Annotated in this window: 19 protein-coding genes and 1 tRNA gene; 10 read left to right on the top strand and 10 right to left on the bottom strand. The window is 64.1% G+C overall.

The window, feature by feature from the left end; translation table 11 throughout:
• Window positions 1–2: 2 nt before the first annotated feature.
• From dgcA to AZF01_RS00715, 4 genes are all read right to left on the bottom strand, one after another.
• A complete protein-coding gene (gene dgcA / locus AZF01_RS00730; protein ID WP_024708476.1) occupies window positions 3–989 on the bottom strand; it encodes an N-acetyl-D-Glu racemase DgcA in 987 nt (328 codons plus the stop codon).
• On the bottom strand, window positions 986–1,987 hold the full coding sequence (gene dgcN / locus AZF01_RS00725; RefSeq protein ID WP_024708477.1) for an N-acetyltransferase DgcN: 1,002 nt from the start codon (window positions 1,985–1,987) through the stop codon (window positions 986–988). Before dgcN ends, dgcA begins: the two co-directional genes overlap by 4 nt.
• Before the next feature lie 253 nt (window positions 1,988–2,240).
• Window positions 2,241–3,674, bottom strand: a complete 1,434-nt coding sequence (locus AZF01_RS00720) for a mannose-1-phosphate guanylyltransferase/mannose-6-phosphate isomerase (protein ID WP_024708478.1) — start codon at window positions 3,672–3,674, stop codon at window positions 2,241–2,243.
• A gap of 52 nt (window positions 3,675–3,726) precedes the next feature.
• Complete coding sequence (locus AZF01_RS00715; RefSeq protein ID WP_024708479.1) at window positions 3,727–5,145, bottom strand: phosphomannomutase; 1,419 nt, start codon at window positions 5,143–5,145, stop codon at window positions 3,727–3,729.
• Between the two features lie 366 nt (window positions 5,146–5,511).
• Between AZF01_RS00715 and AZF01_RS00710 the strand changes: the two genes are divergently transcribed.
• Window positions 5,512–5,588 (top strand) — tRNA-Pro (locus AZF01_RS00710).
• A 98-nt stretch (window positions 5,589–5,686) separates the two neighbouring features.
• Here the strand turns inward: AZF01_RS00710 and AZF01_RS00705 are convergent.
• Window positions 5,687–6,382, bottom strand: coding sequence for a ribonuclease HII (locus tag AZF01_RS00705; protein ID WP_024708480.1), 696 nt, complete (start codon window positions 6,380–6,382; stop codon window positions 5,687–5,689).
• Window positions 6,383–6,555: 173 nt separating this feature from the next.
• Window positions 6,556–7,617 carry a PA0069 family radical SAM protein gene (locus AZF01_RS00700; RefSeq protein ID WP_244435565.1) on the bottom strand — a complete coding sequence of 354 codons (1,062 nt, stop codon included), beginning with the start codon at window positions 7,615–7,617 and terminating at the stop codon, window positions 6,556–6,558.
• A gap of 214 nt (window positions 7,618–7,831) precedes the next feature.
• Here AZF01_RS00700 and AZF01_RS00695 point away from each other — a divergent pair, with 214 nt between their 5' ends.
• Window positions 7,832–8,350: a glycosyl transferase gene (locus AZF01_RS00695; protein ID WP_024708482.1), complete on the top strand. Its 519-nt coding sequence runs from the start codon at window positions 7,832–7,834 to the stop codon at window positions 8,348–8,350.
• Window positions 8,351–8,360: 10 nt separating this feature from the next.
• On the opposite strand, the gene moaB is transcribed toward AZF01_RS00695, so the two are convergent.
• Genes moaB through AZF01_RS00675 form a run of 4 tightly spaced genes read right to left on the bottom strand, consistent with a single transcriptional unit; the run spans window position 8,361 to window position 12,684 of the window.
• Entirely contained in the window at window positions 8,361–8,891 is a 531-nt protein-coding gene (gene moaB, locus AZF01_RS00690; protein ID WP_024708483.1) for a molybdenum cofactor biosynthesis protein B, read from the bottom strand.
• Entirely contained in the window at window positions 8,884–9,807 is a 924-nt protein-coding gene (locus AZF01_RS00685) for a 4-(cytidine 5'-diphospho)-2-C-methyl-D-erythritol kinase (RefSeq protein WP_061449603.1), read from the bottom strand. The genes moaB and AZF01_RS00685 overlap by 8 nt, the downstream gene beginning before the upstream one ends.
• Window positions 9,804–11,612, bottom strand: coding sequence for a tetratricopeptide repeat protein (locus tag AZF01_RS00680; RefSeq protein WP_024708004.1), 1,809 nt, complete (start codon window positions 11,610–11,612; stop codon window positions 9,804–9,806). The genes AZF01_RS00685 and AZF01_RS00680 overlap by 4 nt, the downstream gene beginning before the upstream one ends.
• A 55-nt stretch (window positions 11,613–11,667) precedes the next feature.
• On the bottom strand, window positions 11,668–12,684 hold the full coding sequence (locus AZF01_RS00675) for a polyprenyl synthetase family protein (protein WP_024708005.1): 1,017 nt from the start codon (window positions 12,682–12,684) through the stop codon (window positions 11,668–11,670).
• A gap of 102 nt (window positions 12,685–12,786) precedes the next feature.
• Between AZF01_RS00675 and AZF01_RS00670 the strand changes: the two genes are divergently transcribed.
• From AZF01_RS00670 to aroA, 8 genes are all read left to right on the top strand, one after another.
• Entirely contained in the window at window positions 12,787–13,017 is a 231-nt protein-coding gene (locus AZF01_RS00670; RefSeq protein WP_024708006.1) for a DUF2007 domain-containing protein, read from the top strand.
• Between the two features lie 5 nt (window positions 13,018–13,022).
• Window positions 13,023–13,814, top strand: a complete 792-nt coding sequence (locus AZF01_RS00665; RefSeq protein ID WP_197489648.1) for a tRNA1(Val) (adenine(37)-N6)-methyltransferase — start codon at window positions 13,023–13,025, stop codon at window positions 13,812–13,814.
• 69 nt (window positions 13,815–13,883) lie between these two features.
• Window positions 13,884–14,750: a S49 family peptidase gene (locus AZF01_RS00660; RefSeq protein WP_024708008.1), complete on the top strand. Its 867-nt coding sequence runs from the start codon at window positions 13,884–13,886 to the stop codon at window positions 14,748–14,750.
• Window positions 14,751–14,760: 10 nt separating this feature from the next.
• The gene (locus AZF01_RS00655) at window positions 14,761–14,955 is read left to right on the top strand and encodes a hypothetical protein (protein WP_024708009.1); all 195 of its coding nucleotides are present in this window, start codon (window positions 14,761–14,763) and stop codon (window positions 14,953–14,955) included.
• Between the two features lie 344 nt (window positions 14,956–15,299).
• Window positions 15,300–16,793: a sodium/proline symporter PutP gene (putP, locus tag AZF01_RS00650; RefSeq protein WP_024708010.1), complete on the top strand. Its 1,494-nt coding sequence runs from the start codon at window positions 15,300–15,302 to the stop codon at window positions 16,791–16,793.
• 124 nt (window positions 16,794–16,917) lie between these two features.
• Window positions 16,918–17,862 (top strand): glycine--tRNA ligase subunit alpha, encoded by a 945-nt coding sequence (locus AZF01_RS00645; RefSeq protein ID WP_024708011.1) that lies wholly within the window; start codon window positions 16,918–16,920, stop codon window positions 17,860–17,862.
• Window positions 17,863–17,916: 54 nt separating this feature from the next.
• Window positions 17,917–18,480 (top strand): LemA family protein, encoded by a 564-nt coding sequence (locus AZF01_RS00640; RefSeq protein ID WP_036237020.1) that lies wholly within the window; start codon window positions 17,917–17,919, stop codon window positions 18,478–18,480.
• A gap of 151 nt (window positions 18,481–18,631) precedes the next feature.
• Complete coding sequence (aroA, locus tag AZF01_RS00635) at window positions 18,632–19,897, top strand: 3-phosphoshikimate 1-carboxyvinyltransferase (RefSeq protein ID WP_024708013.1); 1,266 nt, start codon at window positions 18,632–18,634, stop codon at window positions 19,895–19,897.
• Window positions 19,898–20,096 lie beyond the last annotated feature (199 nt).

Below are 20,096 nucleotides of genomic sequence, written 5' to 3'. Positions count from 1 at the left end.
GCCTACCCCCACAGCGCCGGATCGGCCGGGTGCATGACCGAGCCTTCGAAACGGATCGGCGGGTCGCGGTCGCTGGCGAGCAGAAGCGGGCCATCGAGATCGACGAAGGGGGCGCCGTCGGCCACCAGCATGGCCGGCGCCATGGCAAGCGAGGTGCCGAGCATGCAGCCGGTCATGATCTGAAAGCCGGCCGCCATGGCGTCCTTCTTCAACAGAAGCGCTTCCGTCAGTCCGCCGGTCTTGTCGATCTTGATATTGATCGCGTCATACTTGCCCTTGAGGCTTTCCAGCGAAGGGCGGGCGTGGCAGCTTTCATCGGCGCAGACCGGCAGCGGCCGCTCGATCTCGGCAAGGGCCGCGTCATCGCCGGCCGGCAACGGTTGTTCCACCAGCGCCACGCCGAGACGCACCAGTTCGGGGGCGAGCTTCTGATAGGCCTCGACGGTCCAGCCTTCATTGGCGTCGACAATGATGGTGGATTTCGGCGCGCCGGCGCGCACCGCCTCGATGCGGCCGCGGTCATCATCCGTGCCGAGCTTGACCTTGAGCAAAGGGCGATGGGCATTTTCGGCCGCCTGGGCCTTCATCTTCTCCGGCGTGCCGAGCGAGATCGTGTAGGCAGTGGTCAGCGGCTTCGGCTTCGAAAGCCCGGCCAGCTGCCAGACCGGCCTGCCGGTCCGCCTGGCCTCCAGATCCCAGAAGGCGCAATCGAGCGCGTTGCGCGCCGCGCCCGGCTTCATCCGCGCCTGCAGCGCGATCCTGTCGAGGCCGGCGGCAATCTCGCCCTCAAGCGACAGAATATCCGAAATCACGCCGTCGACGGTTTCGCCGTAGCGGGCATAGGGCACGGATTCCCCGCGCCCGCGATGTTCGCCGTCCGAAAGCGTGACGGTAACGACGCGAATCTCCGTGCGCGAGCCGCGCGAGATGGTGAAGCTGCCGGCGACGGGAAACACATCCTCCCGCGCGGTGACGGTGATGCCGGTCATAGCGCCGCAAGCGCCTCTGCGAGCCGCTGCGCGCCGTGGCGGAAGGGATCGACCGTCGGCAGGCCCATGCGCGCTTCCGTCTCGCGGCAATAAGCGAGCGCTTCCTCATCCGACATGGCGGAGGTATTGACGGAGATGCCGACGACCTTGCAATCCGGATTGACGATGCGGGCGACCTGCAGGGCGAGGTCCTGCAGCGTCTCGAGGCTCGGCAGCTGATAATCCGGCAGGCCGCGCATATGCGGACGGTTCGGCTCATGGCAGAGCACCAGCGCATCCGGCTGGCCGCCATGCACGAGCGCCATGGTGACGCCGGAATAGGACGCGTGGAACAGGCTGCCCTGCCCCTCGATCAGGTCCCAGTGGTCGGCGTCGTTGTCCGGCGTCAGATATTCGACCGATCCGGCCATGAAATCGGCGATCACCGCATCAAGCGGCACGCCTTCGCCGGTGATCAGGATGCCCGTCTGGCCGGTGGCGCGGAAGGTGGCCTTCAGGCCCTTTTCCCGCATCGCCTTTTCAACGCAGAGCGCGGTGTACATCTTGCCGACGGAGCAATCCGTGCCGACGGCGAGCATGCGCTTGCCTGTGCGCTTCCTGCCGTTTGCGATCGGATATTGCACGGCGGGAATGCGGACATCATGCAGCGTGCGGCCAAGTTCCTTGGCCTTTGCGGCAAGGTCGGGCTCGTTGCGCAGCAGGTTGTGCAGGCCGGAGGCAAGGTCGAGGCCGGCCTCGAGCGCCTCGATCAGCACGGACTTCCAGGCAGGCGAGATCACCCCGCCGCGATTGGCAACGCCGATGACCAGCGTTTTCACGCCCTTCTCCACCGCTTCTTCAATGGTGAGGTCCGGCAGCTTCATGTCGGCCTTGCACCCCTCGAGACGAAACTGGCCGATGGCATATTCCGGCCGCCAGTCCTTGATGCCCTGGGCAACCTTGGCGGCCAGCGCATCCGGAGCATCTCCGAGAAACAGAAGATAAGGTGTTTCGATCATGTTGCCGTGCCCTTCGAGACTGAAAGAGGGGTCCGCGCCCGGTTTTGGGGCGCAGTCCGGCAACGATATAGCGGGAGAGGCGGGCCGGTCAAGAGCAGCCGTCGCAACATTGCGCCAGAAGCTTCTTATGTCGATAATCGTTGCGTAATGGAAAATACATGCGAAATATCTGACGATGAATCATCATTTCCGCACAATAAAGCCCGGCATGACATGGATCAGCCGGGCCTCGCTGTCTTTCCTGTCGCCGGGATCAGCCGCGGCCGAAATCGTCGTCGATGCGGATGATGTCGTCCTCGCCGAGATAGGATCCGGTCTGCACCTCGATCAGTTCCAGCGTGATCTTGCCCGGGTTGGAAAGCCGGTGCACGGCGCCGAGGGGGATATAGACCGACTGGTTTTCCGTCAGCATCTTCACATCCTCGTCGACCGTCACCTCGGCCGTGCCCTTGACCACGATCCAGTGTTCGGCGCGGTGATGGTGCTTCTGCAGCGACAGTTTCTTGCCGGGCTTGACGAAGATGCGCTTGGCCTGGAAACGCTCGCCCTTGATGATGGAGGTATAGCCGCCCCACGGACGATAGGAGGTCGGGTGCTCCTCGGCGAGCGCCTTGGTCTCTTTCTGCGCCTTCAGCATCTTGACGATATTGCCGACATTCTGGCTGTCGGAAAGCCTGCCGACATAGACCGCGTCTTCCGAGGCGATCACGGCCATGCCGTCGAGCCCCTGCATGGCGACATGCAGGTCGCGCGAGATCACCAGCGAGTTCTTCGTGTCTATGAGCGTCGCATCGGCGGCGATAACATTGCCGTCGGCGTCCTGCTCGCCGTCCTTCCAGACCGCGTCCCATGAGCCGAGATCCGACCAGGAGAAAGAGGAGGCGACGACGGCCGCCGCATCGGTCTTTTCCATCACCGCATAGTCGATGGAGATATCCGGGCATTTTTCAAACGCGTCCTTGTCGAGACGGATGAAGTCGAGCTCGAGGTCGCTTTCATCCTTCAGCACAGCCTGTTCGGCATACTGCATGACCTCGGGAGCATAGGTTTCGAGCTCGCGCACCAGAACGGAGATCGGAAACATGAAGATGCCCGAGTTCCAGGTGAAGTTCCCGGCAGCGAGCATTTCCTCGGCCCTCGCCAGTTCGGGCTTCTCGATGAAGCGGGCGACGGCGCGCGCCCCGGTATCCAGCTCATCGCCGGCCTCGATATAGCCGTAGCCGGTGGCAGGCTCCGTCGGCTCGATGCCGAAGGTCACGAGCTTGCCGGATTTGGCGGCGGCAAAGGCCGTGTCGATGCAGGCGAAATAGTCGGGCCCGGCCTCGATCTCATGGTCGGATGCAAAGACCTGCATGATCGCGTCCTCGCCGAAATTGGCGCGCACCAGGGCGGCGGCGGCGGCAACGGCGGGCGCGGTGTTGCGCGCGATCGGCTCCAGGATGATGCCCGTCAGATCCATGTCGATCTCGCGCGCCTGCTCGGCGGCGAGAAAGCGGAAATCCTCGTTCGTCAGGATGATCGGCGCCTCGTAGCGGTCGCTGTCGGATACGCGCTCGAGCGTCTTCTGGTAAAGCGTCTTGGGGCCGAGAAAGCGGATAAACTGCTTCGGCGCGGTGGCGCGCGACAGCGGCCAGAGCCGTGTGCCCTTGCCGCCGGCCATGATGACGGGAACGATCTTGCTGGTCATAGTCTTGTTACTCCAATGAATTTTTCAAATGACTTGCGAAAATGCGAACGGATCAGGCAGGCTTGAACCCTTCGATCAGGGAGAGCCCCTGTTTCAGAAGATTGCGCGCCGCCTCGGCGGTCTCGGCCTCGACATAGCAGCGCATCTCCGGCGCGTTGCCGGAGGGGCGGAAATGGATGATGCGGCCATCCTCGAGCGTCACCCTCAGGCCGTCGATGTCGCTCTTGTCCGCGACGCCGCCGATCGGGGCGAGAAATGCGGCCAGATTTTCCTCGCTGGCCCTCAGATGGGCCATCAGCGCGGCGCTGCGCTCCTGGGCAAAGTCCTTGATGCGGTCGGCGTCTGCCACCGGCAGGCTGTAGGCGCTCGCCAGTTCCGACATGGCCCGCTTGTCCTTGGCCGCGAGATAGAGCGCGGAGAGGATCGGCAGGAAGCAGTCGCGCGTCGGCAGCGCGGCGATCGCGTCATCGGCAGGGCGGAAGGCAGAAGCGGTCAGGAGCCCGCCATTGGCCTCGAACCCCATCACGCCCTCCTTGCCGGAAGAAAGAGCGTCCATCATGCCGGCGATGACGAAGGGCGACCCGACGCGGGTGCGCACGACCTCGAAATCGCCGTTCTTTTCAATGCCGGAATTGGAGGTGACCGGCGTGACGACGACCTTGGCCTTGAGAAAATTCGCGGTCATCAGACCGACCAGGTCGCCGCGCAGGGGCGTCCCGGTCTCATCGGCGACCAGCGGACGGTCGGCATCACCATCGGCGGAAACCAGCGCGTCAAGGCCGTACTCCTTTGCCCAGCCTTTCAGAAGGTCGACGGTCTCCTGCGAAACCGCTTCGGTATCGACCGGAATGAAGCTCTCGGAGAAACCCAGCGGGACGACATCGGCGCCATATTCTTCCAGAACGGCGATGAACAGGTCGCGGGCAACGGTGGAATGCTGGTAGACGCCGATCTTCATGCCGGAAAGCGCATCTTCCGGCAGGATCGAGGTGCAGCGCGCGGCAAACAGCGCCAGCGCCTCGCTCGCCATGTCCTCGCCTTCAGCGTGGCCGGCCTCCGCCGTGCCCTTCAGCTTCTCCGCCCAGGCTGAAATCGCCTGTTCATCTTCCTTGGTGATCTCGCCGTCGGCGCGGTAGAACTTGATGCCGTTGCGATCGGCGGGGATGTGCGACCCGGTGATCATGATCGAGGCGGCATTCTTCTTCTGTCCGAAAAAAGCGAGCGCCGGCGTGGGCAGCGCGCCGCAATCGACCGGCTTGAAACCCGCAGCCGCGATCGCGCCCATGCAGCGCTCCGCGATCGCCGGGCTCGATTCGCGATAGTCCCGCCCGACCAGAACGGTTGCGCCCTTCTCCGCCTGTCCTGTTTCCAGGAGATGGCGGCAGAACGCCGCTGAATAAAGAGAGGATGGTTCGCCCAATAGATCCACCGAGAGGCCGCGCAGCCCGCTGGTTCCGAATTTCACACTCATTGATACAATCAATCCCTTTTTTGGCGCAATCAACGGCCAGAATGAAACGGCCGACACAGTTTAAAAAACCGACACTCCCTTTGCTGCGTCGCTTTCAACAGGCGACCGGGGAGGACGGGTGCATTAATACAAAACAGTCGGCGCACGATACTATGACCCATTACCAACGCGCAACGCGCCGAACCGTTCCATTTTCAATAAAGTTTGGTTGTTTGCCGAAAAGCCGGGTCCGTTCTTATCACAACATCGCCTCCTTGCCAGCGCCTTGCCAGCGGCCATCGAAGGCGTGCGGCGAAACCCTTCAAAAAAGTTTCAACAAGCGCTTGCCGAACACCGCATGCTGTTTTATAGAGCAGCCGCTGGTCACGGAGTGTAGCGCAGCCTGGTAGCGCACCTCGTTCGGGACGAGGGGGTCGCAAGTTCGAATCTTGCCACTCCGACCACCAATTTCCCGAGACTTCTCCCCTTTTTCGTTTGAATATTCGCAAGACCCCGCCGAGCCTCGCCATGCGCGTGACATTGTGCGCCCGCATCGTTGCCCTCAGGGTTCGATGACGTCCGGCGTAATGTCGCCGGCGGCGCGCCCGCATTCGCGGATCGGCCGGAAGCTCTTGCGGTGGAGCGGACATGGCCCGGCCTCGGAGATCGCCGAGAGATGGCGGGCGGTTCCGTAACCCGCATGGGCGTCAAAGCCATAAGCCGGATAGAGCAGGCCTGCGGTCTCCATCATCCTGTCCCGCGTCACCTTGGCGACGATCGAGGCGGCGGCGATCGACAGCGATCGCCCGTCGCCCTTGATGACGGCCTCCGCGCCGCAGGCAATGCCCGGCGGACGATCGCGCCCGTCGGCGAGAACGAGCATCGGAGCGCGGGCGAGGCCGCAGACGGCGCGGCGCATCGCATCAAGGCTTGCGGCGAGAATGTTGATACGGTCGATGAGAGCGGGACTGCTCGAGGCGACGGAGACGACGGCATCGGCCATGATCTTCTCGAACAGCGCCGCGCGTCTTTTCGCCGTCAGCTTCTTCGAGTCGTCGAGGCCCTCGGGAATGCGGTCGGGATCGAGGATCACGGCGGCGGCCACCACCGGGCCTGCCAGGGGACCGCGTCCGGCCTCGTCGCAGCCGGCGACCGGCCAGAGCCCTCTGAGCCGCGCGCGCTGTTCGAGCACGAAATCGGGTCCGGCCGGCGGCAGCTCGAAAAGGGCAGGAGAATCGGCTGGATCGCTGAATGACATGCCGTCATTTGACACGACCCGCCGATCTCCCGCAAGTCTCCTCCCGGGCGATCCTTTTGAGATGACCCGTGTGCGGCGGCGAAGGAGACTTCTTCGGCATCGGCCCAGGGAAGGCCGGCCGGAAAGTCCGGCAGCCGGCGCCAGGGCGGTATCGCCCGGGCCCGGCGCCGTCGTCAGAACAGGTTGAGCTGCGTGCCCGCGCCGTCGGGCGGCAGGAACAGGTCCTCCCTCAGCGCAAAGCCGCGCCGCTGAAGTCCGAGGCGCTTTGCCGCAAGCTCGAAGCGACGGGCGATCTGCCAGGCATAGGGGCCGCTGCCCTTCATCCGCTTGCCGAACTCGGCATCATAGTCCTTGCCGCCGCGCATCGAGCGGATCAGGCTCATCACATGGCGGTAACGCTCGGGGTGATGCTCCAGCAGCCAGTCCTTGAACAAGGGCGCCACTTCGAGCGGCAGGCGCAGGAGGATGTAGCTCGCCTCGCGCGCGCCGGCGGCCTGGCCGCTGTCGAGAATGCGCTCGATCTCATGATCCGTCAGCGCCGGAATGACGGGCGCCACGGAAATGCCCACAGGGATGCCATGCTCTGCAAGCGCGCGGATGGTCTCGAGTCTTCGAGGCGGCGTGGCTGCCCTTGGTTCCATCGCCCGGGCAAGCTTGCGGTCGAGCGTCGTCACCGAGACCATGACCTTGACGAGATGCTTCTCCGCCATCGCCGAAAGGAGGTCGAGATCGCGCAGCACGAGCGCCGATTTGGTGGTGATCGACACGGGGTGGTTGGCCTCCGCCAGAACCTCCAGCACCTGGCGCATGATCCGCCAGGTCTTCTCCACCGGCTGATAGGGATCGGTATTGGTGCCGATCGCGATCGTCTTCGCCCTGTAGCCGGGCTTTGCCAGTTCACGGGCAAGCTGGCGGGCCGCATCCGGCTTGGCGAACAGTTTCGTCTCGAAATCAAGCCCGGCGGAAAGCCCCATGAAGCCGTGGGTCGGCCTTGCGAAACAATAAATGCAGCCATGCTCGCAGCCGCGATACGGGTTGATCGACCGCTCGAAAGGCACGTCCGGCGAGGTGTTGCGGGTGATGATCGTTTTCGCCTTTTCCACCTGCACGTCCGTTGCAGGCGCCGGCAGATCCTCATCGAGATCCCAGCCATCGTCGAAACGCTCACGCGAGACCTTCTCGAAACGACCGTCGGGATTGGCGGTCGCGCCTCTCCCGCGCCGCGTCTCGCGCATCACCGGGTCGAAATGGGGCTCCGGCACAGGGTTTGCGGCAAAATCGGTAATGAAGGCATCATCCATGATCGAACCTCCTCGGCGGTTTCCGGGCCGAAACAAGCGGACCGGCTGCAACACATCGTCGCAAACTTAATGCAATCGTGAGAACAAAACAAGAACATATATCGTTCCCCTTTGCAACAGGGCCTTACTTTTGCAATAAGTACCCATCATGCTGAGCGTCGTTATCGAAACCAACCATCACGAGGCGGAACTCGCCCATACGCTTTCGACGCTGGTTGTCGGCGCGGTCGAAGGGCTTGTCAGCGATGTCATCGTGCTGGATCGCGGCAGCGACGACGGAACCGAGCGCGTTGCCGAGGCGGCCGGCTGCCGCTATCTGCGCGCCTGGGACCTGCCGGAGGTGATACGCCAGGCCCGCGGCGACTGGATTCTTGTCCTGGAACCCGGCGCGCGTCCCCTGTCAGGCTGGGTCGAGGCGATTTTCGAACATATGGCGCTGGAGACGCGGCCGGCGCGCTTTTCCCGCTCGCGCAGGCATCGCCGGTCGCTCCGGCATGTCCTGTTCAAGCCGCGCTGCCCGCTTGAAGTGGGCGTTCTCCTGCCAAAGCCGCTCGCGGTGGAAAAGGCTGAAGCCTGCGGCGCGTCGCCCTTTGCGCTCGCCCGCCGGCAGATGACGCGCAAACTCTCCTGCGAGATCATTCCCGCCTGGGCCTCCGTCAGGGTCTGAATACGCGCGTTCAGCCGCGCTTCAGGTGCTCGTCGAGACGCGGCATGATTTCCACGAAATTGCAGGGCGTGTGGCGGTAGTCGAACTGCTTTTCGAGGATGCCGTCCCAGGCATCGCGGCAGGCGCCCGGCGAGCCGGGCAGAACGAAAACGAAGGTCTGGTTGCAAAGCCCTGCGGTTGCCCGCGACTGCACCGTGGACGTGCCGATCTTCTCGAAGGATATCCGGTGGAAGAGGGCGGAGAAGCCGTCCATGCGCTTCTCGAACATCGGCTCGAGCGCGTCGGGCGTCACATCCCGTCCGGTAAAGCCCGTGCCCCCAGTCGTCAGCACCACATCCACCGCCTGGTTCCAGCACCAGTCCTTGACGATGGCCGTGATCGCCGCGCGGTCGTCGCCGACGATCCGGCGATCGAAGAGCGTGTGTCCGGCCCTGGCGATGCGCTCGGCAAGCGTGTCGCCTGAGCGGTCATCGTCGAGCGTACGCGTGTCCGAGACGGTCAACACGGCGAAGCGGACGGGAATGAAGGGGCGTTCAGTCATGATCGTCGTCTCCTTCGGCAAGGGTTGTCGTTGCCGCCACGAACCAGTCCGGACGGGCATGGGCAAGCCGGTCGGCAGCCGCCTTCGCGATATCGACATCGGCAAACAGGCCGAAACAGGTCGCGCCCGAACCCGACATGCGGACAAGCGAGGCGCCCGCCGACGACAACGCATCGAGCACGCCATGAATGGCGGGTGCGATCCGGCTTGCCGGCAGTTGCAGGTCGTTGCGGCTTTCCCGCAAGAGGGCGATCCACTCCGACGCATCCGCCGGGGCCTGCGCCTCGATGGATAGCGGCGGATTGTGGCGGTTCTCCAGCGCCGCAAAGACGGCGGGCGTGGCGAGCGGCAAGAGCGGGTTCGCGAGCACCAGATCAAGTCTGGGAAATCCGGTCGCCGGCACGATGATATCGCCGATCCCGCGCGCAACCAGCGGGCGCGAGGCGAGACACATGGGCACGTCCGCACCAAGCGAGAGGGCAATGAGCGCAATCGTCTCAGCGTCAAGCCCGGGCTGCCACAGCCGGTTGAGCCCGCGCAGAACCGCAGCCGCATCCGCCGAGCCGCCGCCAATGCCGGAGGCCGGCGGCAGGTTCTTTTCCAGATGGATATGGACCGGCCCGGCGGTTCCGCCAGCTTCAACAGCCCTCTCACGCAGGCGATTGCGCGCCTTCAGCACCAGATTGCCGGTTCGGATATCATCGTGATGCGGCAGGTCATCGGCAAAGCGGCCGGAGAGGGTGAAGCGATCCGTGTCGGACGGCGAAAAGGTCAGTCGATCGCCGATATCAGTGAAGGTCACCAGCGAATCGAGCAGATGATAGCCGTCGCCGCGCCGCCCGGTCACATGCAGTGCCAGATTGATCTTCGCGGCGGCGAATTCAAAAATCGCGCCGCCGTTAGGCGCGTCCGTCACTGAACCGTCCCGCCATCACCCTCCGGCGACTGCGCCAGCGGGCTGTCATCATCTTGCGTCTCGGCAGGAAGGCCGTGGGCGATCTTCGCCTTGATCTCGGGAACGAGGTCCTCGTCCGGCTCGCCGGCCAGCGCCTTGTTCCACTGATAGATCGCCTCGAGCCTGCGGCCGACCTGCCAGTAGACATCGCCCAGATGATCGTTGAGCGCGGGATCGCCGCTATCGAGCGCGACGGCCCGCTCGAGTTCGCGCAGCGCATCCTCGTAGCGGCCGAGACGGTAATAGGCCCAGCCGAGCGAGTCGACGATGTAACCGTCATCGGGACGCTGCTCGACGGCCTTGTTGATGAGGTCCAACCCCTCCTCGAGGTTAATGCCCTGGTCGATCCAGGAATAGCCGAGGTAATTCAGCACCTGCGGCTGGTCGGGGTAAAGCTCGAGCGCGCGCAGGAAATTGGGCTCGGCCTTGTCCCACTGCTTCAGCCGCTCATAGGCGATGCCGCGACGGTAGAAAATGCTCCAGTCTTCCGGCGCCGCCACCGGGCCGATGCGGTCTGCCGCGCGGTCCAGAACCTCGGCCATTTCAGCGAACCGGCTCTCGCTGGACAGCACGCCCGCGAGCGCCAGATAGCCGCGCCGGTCATCGGGCGCGTCCTCGACCATGGCATAGAGCATCTCGATCGCCTCGTCCTTGCGGTCGAGTTCGGCAAGGGCGATCCCCTGCTGCAGCTCGGCGAGGCGATACTGCGTGGCATCTTCCGGAATGCGTGAAAAATAGGAGAGCGCGCGTTCCGGCCTGTCATTCGCCGCTTCCACGACGCCGCTCAGGTAGAGCACGTCCGGAGAGCCCGGATTGAGCGCTTCGGCAAGCGCGAGATAGAGCGAGACGATATCGTCGGCGGTGCCCTGGTTGAGCGCGGCGGCGATCTCGAACAGCACGCCGGCCGCCCCGGCCCTTGCCGTCTCCGGCAGGCCCATGACGGGCGCCCCCGCCTCGATCCGCTCGCGGATCGGTTCCAGCACGGCGGCGTTGAGGCCGTAGGTCTCGGCAACCGAGACGGTATCCAGTGCCTTGCGCGTATTGCCGGCCTGCTGCTCGATCGCGGCCAGGCCGATGACCGTCGCCAGCATGGTATCCGGCGCGGTCACCCCGCCCTCGCGGTCGGCAAGCGCGGCGTTGAGATAGGTCCGGGCCTTCGCGGTATCGCCGGAAAGGGCGGCAATCGCGCCGGCATTATAATTGACGAAAAGATCGTACCAGGGCGGGCCGGAAAGCGCCTCGAGCCCGGCAAGCGCGGCATCGGGATCGCCCTTGCCCGTGAGCGCCCAGGCATTCAGGAGTTCCGACACGAGGTCATCGAGCGCGCTGCCGCCGAAATCATCCAGCATGGCGATGGCATCGTCGTAGCGCTCCTCGGAAAGGGCGGCGAGCGCCAGCGAAAGCTCGCGCAGCGGAACAAGCTGCGGCTCGTCGGTCGTCTTTGCCGCCTGTGCCTTTGCGCTTTCAAGGTCGCCGTTGAAGATCAAGGCGATGAACAGCTGGTTGTTGGTTCCCGCATCGTCCGGCCGGTATTGCAGCGCGCGACGGAAATAGGCGACCGCCCGGTCGAGGTCGTTATCGAAGGCGGCCGTCTGCCCGGCAAGCAGCGCGCCGGCAAAGCTTTCCGCGCTCACCGCCTCCATGGCGGCGTCCAGAGCGGCATCGCCGTCGCCATGCGTTTCGGCAGAGGCCGGGAGAGGCAGCATCAGCGCGGCGGCAAGGGCGGCCGTCGTCAAGAGCCGTTTCATCGGGATCGTCTTCGTCATGCGGAACCTTTCATCGGCGATACGGCGGAAAAGGCGGGCGCGCCCGCCACCGGCGTCAACTGATGCGGGCGATGCAGTAATCGATCACTTCTTCAAGCGCATGCCGGCCGGCCGACATGGGAAGCGGCGCCAGCGCCGCGCGAGCGGTCTCGCCATAGGCAAGCGCGCGGGAAATCGAATCGGAAAGCGCGTTGTGCCGGGCAATCAGCCGGCGCGCCTTCTCAAGCGCGGCATCGTCGTTTTCGCCATCCTCGATGGCGGCGCGCCAGAAGGCCTTCTCCTCGGCATCGCCCCGCTGGTGGGCGAGAATGACCGGCATGGTCACCTTGCCCTCGCGGAAATCATCGCCGACATTCTTGCCGAGATCGGCGCTGGAGCCGCCATAGTCGAGCACGTCATCGACAAGCTGGAAGGCAAGGCCGAGCGCCATGCCGTAGTCGCGCAGCGCATTGCGTTCGGCCTCCGACGCTCCGGCGATGATCGGGCCAACTTCGGCGGCGGCGGCGAAAAGCTCGGCCGTCTTGCCGCGGATGACGGCGATGTAGTCGTCCTCGGTCGTCTCCATCTTCTTGGCGACGGAGAGCTGCAGCACCTCGCCCTCGGCAATCACGGCGGCGGCGTTGGAAAGCACCTTGAGCGCCTCCATCGATCCGGTCTCCACCATCATGCGGAAGGCCTGGCCGAGCAGGAAATCGCCGACGAGCACGCTGGCCTGGTTGCCCCAGATCATCCGCGCCGATGACTTGCCGCGCCGCATGTCGCTCTCGTCAACGACATCGTCATGCAGAAGGGTCGCGGTATGCATGAACTCGACGCTGGTGGCGAGATAGACGTGATGGTCGCCGCGATAACCGAACATTGCGGCCGTCGCCAGCGTCAGCATCGGACGCAGGCGCTTGCCGCCCGAGGAAATCAGGTGATTGGCAACTTCAGGTATCATCTCGACATCGGAGCCGGCCTTTGACAGGATAAGCCTGTTGACGCGCTCCATGTCTGCGGCGGTCAGGTCCACGATGGGCTTGACCGAGCCTGATGGTTTGTTCTCTTTTGCCAGCGGTGTAACGGCGCCCAAAGCAGCACGCTCCTGTTGAATTCTGTCAGCCGACAATAGGGAGCGGCGGCGGGAGCGACAAGGGGCAAATTGTTCCTTTTCAATGAAATTCGGGAGTTTGACATGGGCCTGACCAATCTGATGCGGACCAATGACGCGGTGGTTCTGGGCCTTGCCGAGAGCCTGCTGAAGGACGCCGGGATTCACTTTTTCGTGGCCGACCGGTCGATGAGCGTGATGGAAGGCTCGCTCGGCCTCCTGCCGCGCCGGCTGATGGTGGAGGAGGGCCAGTTGGCCGAAGCGCGCGCGATCCTGACCGAGGCCGGGCTTGGCAAGGAACTGAAGCCTGAGTGAGCGCGATGCCTGAAAAGACGATCGATGCCTTCCATCGCGGCCGCTTCCATCTGGTCCAGCCGAAGGGCCGCGGCCACCGGGCGGGCATGGACGCCATGCTTCTGGCATCCATGGTGGAGGGAGACGGCCGGCTGAAGGTCGCCGATCTCGGCGCAGGCGCGGGCGCCGCCGGCCTTGCTGTTGCCGCGCGCCTGCCTGAGGCCGACGTGAGCCTTTTCGAGATCTCCGCCGAAATGGCGGATTACGCCCGCGAAACGCTGGCGCTTGCCGAAAACGAGGCGCTGTCGGGGCGGGTTGCGGTCTTCGAAGCCGATGTGACCCTGAGGGGCGCGGCCCGCAACGCCGCCGGCCTCACCGATGACACGTTCGACCATGTGATCATGAACCCGCCCTTCAACTGGACGGCGGACCGCCGCACCCCCGATGCGCTGAAGGGCGTCGCCCATGCCATGACGGACGGGCTTTTCGAACACTGGATCCGCACCGCCGGCGCCATTTTGAAGCCCGGCGGCACGCTCTCGCTGATCGCAAGGCCGCAGTCGATCGCCGACATCATCGCGGCATGCGGAAAGCGCTTCGGCGGCATCGAGATCACGCCGATCCACGCCCGAAAGGACGAGGAGGCGTTCCGCATTCTCGTCTCCGCCGTCAAGGGATCGCGCGCCAGGCTTTCGCTGCGAGCGCCCCTCGTCATGCACGCAAGCGACGGCCACGCCTTCCTGCCGCTCGTCGACGACCTCAATAACGGCCGCACAGCCTATCCGCGCAACAGCGTGAGGCGGCGCGCGAATCTTTGAGCCGCGCCCTTGTCTTTGCCGTGGCTGCGCATACATGCGTTGAAACGTTTTTTGCAAGGCGAGGACAGGATGAAGCAGCTGGTTTCCGGGTTGATCCCCAAGCGGTTCCGCAAGGACAAGACGATCATTCCGGTGGTGCGGTTCTCCGGCGCGATCATGGCCGGCGGCTCCCCCGGCCGGCGCAGCCTCAACCTCGCCTCCGTCTCTGCCGCGCTCGACAAGGCGTTTTCGATGAAGACAAGCCCCTGCGTTGCGATCTCGCTCAATTCGCCCGGCGGCTCTCCCGTTCAGTCGCGCCTGATCTTCAGCCGCATCCGCGCGCTTTCCGAGGAAAAGAACAAGAAGGTGCTGGTCTTCGTCGAGGATGTCGCGGCCTCCGGCGGCTACATGATCGCGCTCGCCGGCGACGAAATCTTCGTCGATCCGACCTCGATCGTCGGCTCCATCGGCGTCGTCTCCGGCGGCTTCGGCTTTACCGGGCTGATCGAGAAGATCGGCGTGGAGCGACGCGTCTACACCGCCGGCGAGAACAAGGTGATGCTCGACCCCTTCCAGCCGGAAAAGGAAAAAGACATCGCCTTCCTCAAGGACCTGCAAGGCGAAATCCACCAGGTCTTCATCCAGATGGTAAAGGAACGGCGCGGAGACAAACTCGCCGACGACCCGGACCTCTTTTCCGGCCTGTTCTGGAGCGGCATCAGGGGCGCGGAGCTCGGCTTGGTCGACGGCATCGGCGAGATGCGCGCGACGCTGAAGGCGCGTTACGGCGACAAGGCGGAGATGAAGCTCGTCTCGACGCCGACCAATCTTCTCGGCCGTGCCAAGCCGGGAGTTGCCGGCATCGGCCTTTCCGCCCCGGAAATCGGCGCGGGCCTCGCTTCGGGTCTTGCCGAGACGGCGGAAGAACGCGCATTATGGGCGCGCTACGGTTTGTGAGGAGAGCGATATGGGACGGCTTATGGTTCTCGCCGCGATTGCGGGCGGCGGTTACATGCTCTACCGCAAGTTCATCAACGACGCGGAAGCCGTGACCGCGCGCGGCGAGCAGAAGCGCGCCGAGCAGAAGAACGGCGCCACGGGCACGCTGGTGAAGGACCCGGCGACCGGCGAATATTACGTGAAGAAGACCGACGCGCCCTGAAGCGGGCACCTTCAGTCCGCAAAGCCTCGCGAACCTCGAAAGATCGCCGCCGCCTTCTGCCACGAAATTGACATTTTTCAACCGACTTGCCGCCACTTTCATCAAAGTGTTACACTTTGTCTGTGAGCGGCAAAATCCAATCGCCGACAAGCTGCGAACCGCTCACGCGGAGTTGCGCAATGCGCCGATTCTGACGGGGTGATCCTTCCTTGCCATTTCCCTGGCTCGAGGGCTCTCTCCGGACAGGCAACTCCCCGGAAAACGGAAGGCGCGGCGGCATGAGGCGCTCGCGATTTCCTCTCGAGGAACCGGATCGGTTCAAACCTCAAGCAAGGGAACCTGCCATGAGCTTCGGCGTCACAGTCAGCCTGACACTCTATTTCGTCCTGATGATCGCCATCGGCATTTATGCCTGGCGCAAATCCACGTCCAATTCCGAGGAATACATGCTCGGCGGACGACAGCTTTCGCCGGCTGTCGCGGCACTGTCCGCAGGCGCATCCGACATGAGCGGCTGGCTGCTGATGGGCCTTCCCGGCGCGCTCTTCGTGTCCGGCCTCACGCAGAGCTGGATCGGCGTCGGCCTTGTCATCGGCGCCTTCTTCAACTGGATCATCGTCGCGCCGCGCCTGCGCGAGCAGACCGAGCGCTACGACAACAGCCTGACCATTCCGGAATTCCTGTCGAAACGCTTCCCCAGCAAGGCGATGGCGCTTCGAAGCGTGTCGGCAATCGTCATCGTCGTTTTCTTCGCGGTCTATACCGGTTCGGGCCTTGTCGCCGGCGGCAAGCTGTTCGACACAGCCTTTCCGGACCTCATCCACATCGGCAGTCTCAGCGCCTACCAGACAGGCATCATCCTGACGATGGGCATCGTTCTGGTCTACACGCTGATCGGCGGGTTTCTCGCCGTCAGCCTGACTGACTTCGTCCAGGGCTGCATCATGATGCTGGCGCTCGTGATCATGCCGCTCGTCGTCGTCTACAAGGCCGGCGGCATCGGCGTATCGGAGGCGCGGATGCTCAGCGTCGCCCCCAACTTCCTGTCGATGTTCCACGGACTGACGGTGGTCGGCTTCCTTTCGGCGGTCGCATGGGGGCTCGGCTATTTCGGTCAGCCGCACATCATCGTCCGCTTCATGGCCGTGCGTTCGGTGGAAGACGTGCCGAAGGCGCGCAATATCGGCATGGCCTGGATGATCATCTCGCTTGCCGGCGCCGTCGGGCTCGGCATTTTCGGCCGCTCCTATGTGGTCGGCAACAATATCGACATCGCCGACCCGGAGACCATCTTCATCGTCCTGGCCAACCAGCTTTTCGTTCCGCTGGTGACCGGCTTCCTGCTGGCGGCCCTTCTGGCGGCGATCATGAGCACGATCTCGAGCCAGCTTCTGGTGGCCTCGTCCTCGCTGACGGAGGATTTCTACCGCCTGTTCCTGCGCCGCCATGCGAGCGAGCGGGAAATGGTCAATATCGGTCGCTTCTTCGTGCTGGTCGTTGCCATCGTCGCAGCCATCATCGGCTGGGATCCGGATTCGAAGGTTCTCGGCCTCGTCTCCAATGCCTGGGCCGGCTTCGGCGCGGCCTTCGGCCCGCTGATCATCCTGTCGCTCACCTGGCGCGGCATGTCGGGCGCCGGCGCAGTTGCCGGCCTCGTCGCCGGCGCGCTGACCGTCATCATCTGGATTTCACTCGGCTGGGGTTCGAGCTTCCTCGGCGGTCCCGGCGTCTACGAAATCATCCCGGGCTTCATCGTCGCCTTCATCGCCATCTGGGTGGTGAGCCTGATGACGCCAACCAAGGACGAGTTCCGCCCGCTTTCACCTGCTGCGGAATAACGCCTGTTGACAAGAAGCCGGGCCCGGCGGGCCCGGCCGCTCGCCCTGCCGCCACTTGACCCCTCGCCGCTTTAGTGGCACTGCACCGGTCATTCTTTCAAAGAGACCGAATGCCATGTCCGAGATGTCCGAAATAAAGCCGCATATGCATCCGAAGCGTTCCTTCCAGGGCCTGATCCTGACGCTGCAGGCCTATTGGGCCGACAAGGGCTGCGCCATTCTCCAGCCCTACGACATGGAAGTCGGCGCCGGCACGCTGCATCCTTCAACGACGCTGCGCGCCCTCGGTCCGAAGCGCTGGAACGTCGCCTATGTGCAGCCCTCGCGCCGGCCCGCCGACGGGCGTTACGGCGAAAACCCGAACCGGCTGCAGCATTACTACCAGTATCAGGTGCTGCTGAAGCCCTCGCCGCCGGACCTGCAGGAGCTCTATCTCGGCTCGCTGAAGGCGATCGGCCTTGATCCGCTGCTGCACGACATCCGCTTCGTCGAGGACGACTGGGAAAACCCGACGACGGGCTCCTGGGGCCTTGGCTGGGAATGCTGGTGCGACGGCATGGAGGTCTCGCAGTTCACTTACTTTCAGCAGGTCTGCGGCATCGAATGCGCGCCGGTTGCCGGCGAACTGACCTACGGGCTGGAGCGGCTGGCGATGTATGTGCAGGGCGTCGACAATGTTTACGACCTCAACTTCAACGGCCGCGAGGGCGACGAGAAGGTCACCTATGGCGATGTCTTCCTGCAGACCGAGCAGGAATATTCGCGCCACAATTTCGAATACGCCAATACCGAGATGCTGCACCGGCATTTTCTCGATGCCGAGGCCGAATGCCGGGCGCTGCTTGCCGCCGGCGCGCCGGGCGAAGCGGCAAGCCTGCACAAATGCGTCTTTCCGGCCTATGACCAGTGCATCAAGGCCTCGCATCTCTTCAATCTTCTCGATGCGCGCGGCGTGATCTCGGTCACCGAGCGCCAGAGCTATATCCTCAGGGTCCGCACACTGGCCAAAGCCTGCGGAGAAGCCTATCTTCTGACGGAAGCAGGCGGGTTCCAGCCGGAGGCGGCCTGACCTGATCGAGGGGCGCTGTTGGCCGCGCCTGATCGTTGAGCTTGGGAGACGCGCATGCTGACAACCCTTATCATCCTGATCGTGATCATCGGCGCGATCGCGGGCTTCGTGATTTCGCTCTACAACGCGCTGGTGCGCGCCCGCCAGACGGCCGAAGAGGCCTGGTCCGGCATCGACGTGCAGTTGAAGCGCCGCGCCGATCTCATTCCCAATCTCGTCGAGACCGTCAAGGGCTATGCGAGCCACGAGCGCGGCACGCTGGAAGAGGTCGTCGAAAAGCGCAACAAGGCGCAGTCGGTCGCCACCAATGATGTTACCGGCCGCGCTGAGGCCGAAGGCGAGCTGACCCAGGCGCTTGGCCGTCTCTTCGCGCTTTCGGAAGCCTATCCGGATCTGAAGGCCAACCAGAACTTCGCCGATCTGCAGGCCTCGCTCGAAAAGACCGAAAGCGAGATCCAGATGGCGCGGCGCTATTACAACGGCGCGGCCCGCGAGCTGAACGTCAAGGTCGAGAGCTTCCCGAGCAACATCATTGCCGGCCAGTTCGGCTTTGAGAAGCGCGACTATTTCGAGATCGACGAACCCGCCGACCGGGCGGTTCCCAACGTTTCGTTCTGATTTTCCCGCGCCCGAACCGCGCCTTTTTTGCGTGTCCGGAGGGAAACCGGCATCCACTTTTCCTGGACGCGCTCTGGTTTGTTTTACGCGCGTCCGGACGGAAAACCGGCATCCACTTTTCCTGGACGCGCTCCGAATGAAAGTCTTACGCATGAACAATAACAGGCTCACCGTCATTCCGCCCGGCCACGCGCTTTCCGGCAAGGTCAGTCCGCCCGGCTCCAAGTCGATCACCAACCGCGCGCTGCTGCTCGCAGGCCTTGCCCGCGGCACCAGCCGGCTGACGGGCGCGCTGAAAAGCGATGACACCCGCCATATGGCCAACGCGTTGCGGGCCATGGGCGTTCGCGTGGACGAACCGGATGACACCAGCTTCATCGTGACCGGAACGGGACGGCTGGAAGCGCCGTCCGGCCCGCTCTTCCTCGGTAATGCGGGCACGGCGACGCGATTTCTGACGGCAGCGGCCGCAGCCGTCGAGGGCATTGTGATCGTCGATGGCGACGAGCATATGCACAAGCGTCCAATCGCCCCTCTGGTGATCGCGCTCCAGAGCCTCGGCATCAAGGCGGAGGCGCCGACCGGCTGCCCGCCTGTAACGATCGAGGGCCAGGGCCATTTCGGCACGGGCCGCGTCGAGATCGACGCCGGGCTGTCCAGCCAGTATGTCTCCGCCCTTCTGATGGCGGCCCCGCTTGCGCCGCAGGGCACGAGCGAGCCGGTGACGATCGCGCTGACGGGCACGGAGATCGGCGCGCGCGGCTATATCGGCCTCACGCTCGATGCCATGGCTGCCTTCGGCGCCAAGGTCGAACAGGTGGACGAGGCGACGTGGACGGTTCTGCCGACCGGCTACCGCGCGGCCGATTTCCACATCGAACCGGACGCGTCTGCCGCCACCTATCTCTGGGCGGCGGAAAAGCTCACCGGCGGCGCCATCGACATCGGCACGCCGGCTGAAAAATTCACCCAGCCCGATGCCAAGGCCTATGGCGTGATCGCGTCCTTCCCGCATATGCCAGCGGAAATCGACGGCAGCCAGATGCAGGACGCCGTGCCGACGCTTGCGGTGCTCGCCGCCTTCAACGAAACCCCGGTGCGCTTTACCGGCATCGAGAACCTGCGCGTCAAGGAGTGCGACCGCACCCGGGCGCTGTCGCTCGGTCTCAACGCAATCCGCGAGGGACTGGCGGAGGAAGATGGCGACGACCTCATCGTCCACGCGGATCCCGCCCTTGCCGGTCAGCATCTGCCGGCCGAGATCGACACCTTTGCCGATCATCGCATCGCCATGTGCTTTGCGCTCGCGGGCCTGAAGATTTCCGGCATCACCATTTTGGACCCGCTCTGCGTCGGCAAGACCTATCCGGGATACTGGGACGCGCTTGCGTCACTGGGCGTCGAATACGAAACCTGAGGAGATAAGCCATGGCGAACCGGACACTGTCAGTCTCGCGCGAGGTAGCCATGCGGTGGGTTTCAAGGATACAGACCGCCCTTGTTGCAACGCTCCCCTCAATCTCCCCCTTTGAGGGGCGGTGTGCGGGTGGCTTTGCCGCAGAGCCCCCAAGTCTTCTCGCCCCGGAGGGGAGAGATGTCGCGACAGCGACAGTGAG

Source organism: Martelella sp. AD-3 (assembly GCF_001578105.1).
Classification (GTDB): domain Bacteria; phylum Pseudomonadota; class Alphaproteobacteria; order Rhizobiales; family Rhizobiaceae; genus Martelella.
Note: the sequence above shows the minus strand (reverse complement) of the source record. Positions and strands in the feature narration are given on the sequence as shown.

Bases quoted from the DNA above. Each gene is read 5' to 3' on its own strand.
- dgcA (WP_024708476.1), bottom strand. From the start codon at position 989: ATGACCGGCATCACCGTCACCGCGCGGGAGGATGTGTTTCCCGTCGCC.
- dgcN (WP_024708477.1), bottom strand. From the start codon at position 1,987: ATGATCGAAACACCTTATCTTCTGTTTCTCGGAGATGCTCCGGATGCG.
- AZF01_RS00720 (WP_024708478.1), bottom strand. From the start codon at position 3,674: ATGACCAGCAAGATCGTTCCCGTCATCATGGCCGGCGGCAAGGGCACA.
- AZF01_RS00715 (WP_024708479.1), bottom strand. From the start codon at position 5,145: ATGAGTGTGAAATTCGGAACCAGCGGGCTGCGCGGCCTCTCGGTGGAT.
- AZF01_RS00705 (WP_024708480.1), bottom strand. From the start codon at position 6,382: ATGTCATTCAGCGATCCAGCCGATTCTCCTGCCCTTTTCGAGCTGCCG.
- AZF01_RS00700 (WP_244435565.1), bottom strand. From the start codon at position 7,617: ATGCGCGAGACGCGGCGCGGGAGAGGCGCGACCGCCAATCCCGACGGT.
- AZF01_RS00695 (WP_024708482.1), top strand. From the start codon at position 7,832: ATGCTGAGCGTCGTTATCGAAACCAACCATCACGAGGCGGAACTCGCC.
- moaB (WP_024708483.1), bottom strand. From the start codon at position 8,891: ATGACTGAACGCCCCTTCATTCCCGTCCGCTTCGCCGTGTTGACCGTC.
- AZF01_RS00680 (WP_024708004.1), bottom strand. From the start codon at position 11,612: ATGACGAAGACGATCCCGATGAAACGGCTCTTGACGACGGCCGCCCTT.
- AZF01_RS00670 (WP_024708006.1), top strand. From the start codon at position 12,787: ATGGGCCTGACCAATCTGATGCGGACCAATGACGCGGTGGTTCTGGGC.
- AZF01_RS00665 (WP_197489648.1), top strand. From the start codon at position 13,023: ATGCCTGAAAAGACGATCGATGCCTTCCATCGCGGCCGCTTCCATCTG.
- AZF01_RS00660 (WP_024708008.1), top strand. From the start codon at position 13,884: ATGAAGCAGCTGGTTTCCGGGTTGATCCCCAAGCGGTTCCGCAAGGAC.
- AZF01_RS00655 (WP_024708009.1), top strand. From the start codon at position 14,761: ATGGGACGGCTTATGGTTCTCGCCGCGATTGCGGGCGGCGGTTACATG.
- putP (WP_024708010.1), top strand. From the start codon at position 15,300: ATGAGCTTCGGCGTCACAGTCAGCCTGACACTCTATTTCGTCCTGATG.
- AZF01_RS00645 (WP_024708011.1), top strand. From the start codon at position 16,918: ATGTCCGAAATAAAGCCGCATATGCATCCGAAGCGTTCCTTCCAGGGC.
- AZF01_RS00640 (WP_036237020.1), top strand. From the start codon at position 17,917: ATGCTGACAACCCTTATCATCCTGATCGTGATCATCGGCGCGATCGCG.
- aroA (WP_024708013.1), top strand. From the start codon at position 18,632: ATGAACAATAACAGGCTCACCGTCATTCCGCCCGGCCACGCGCTTTCC.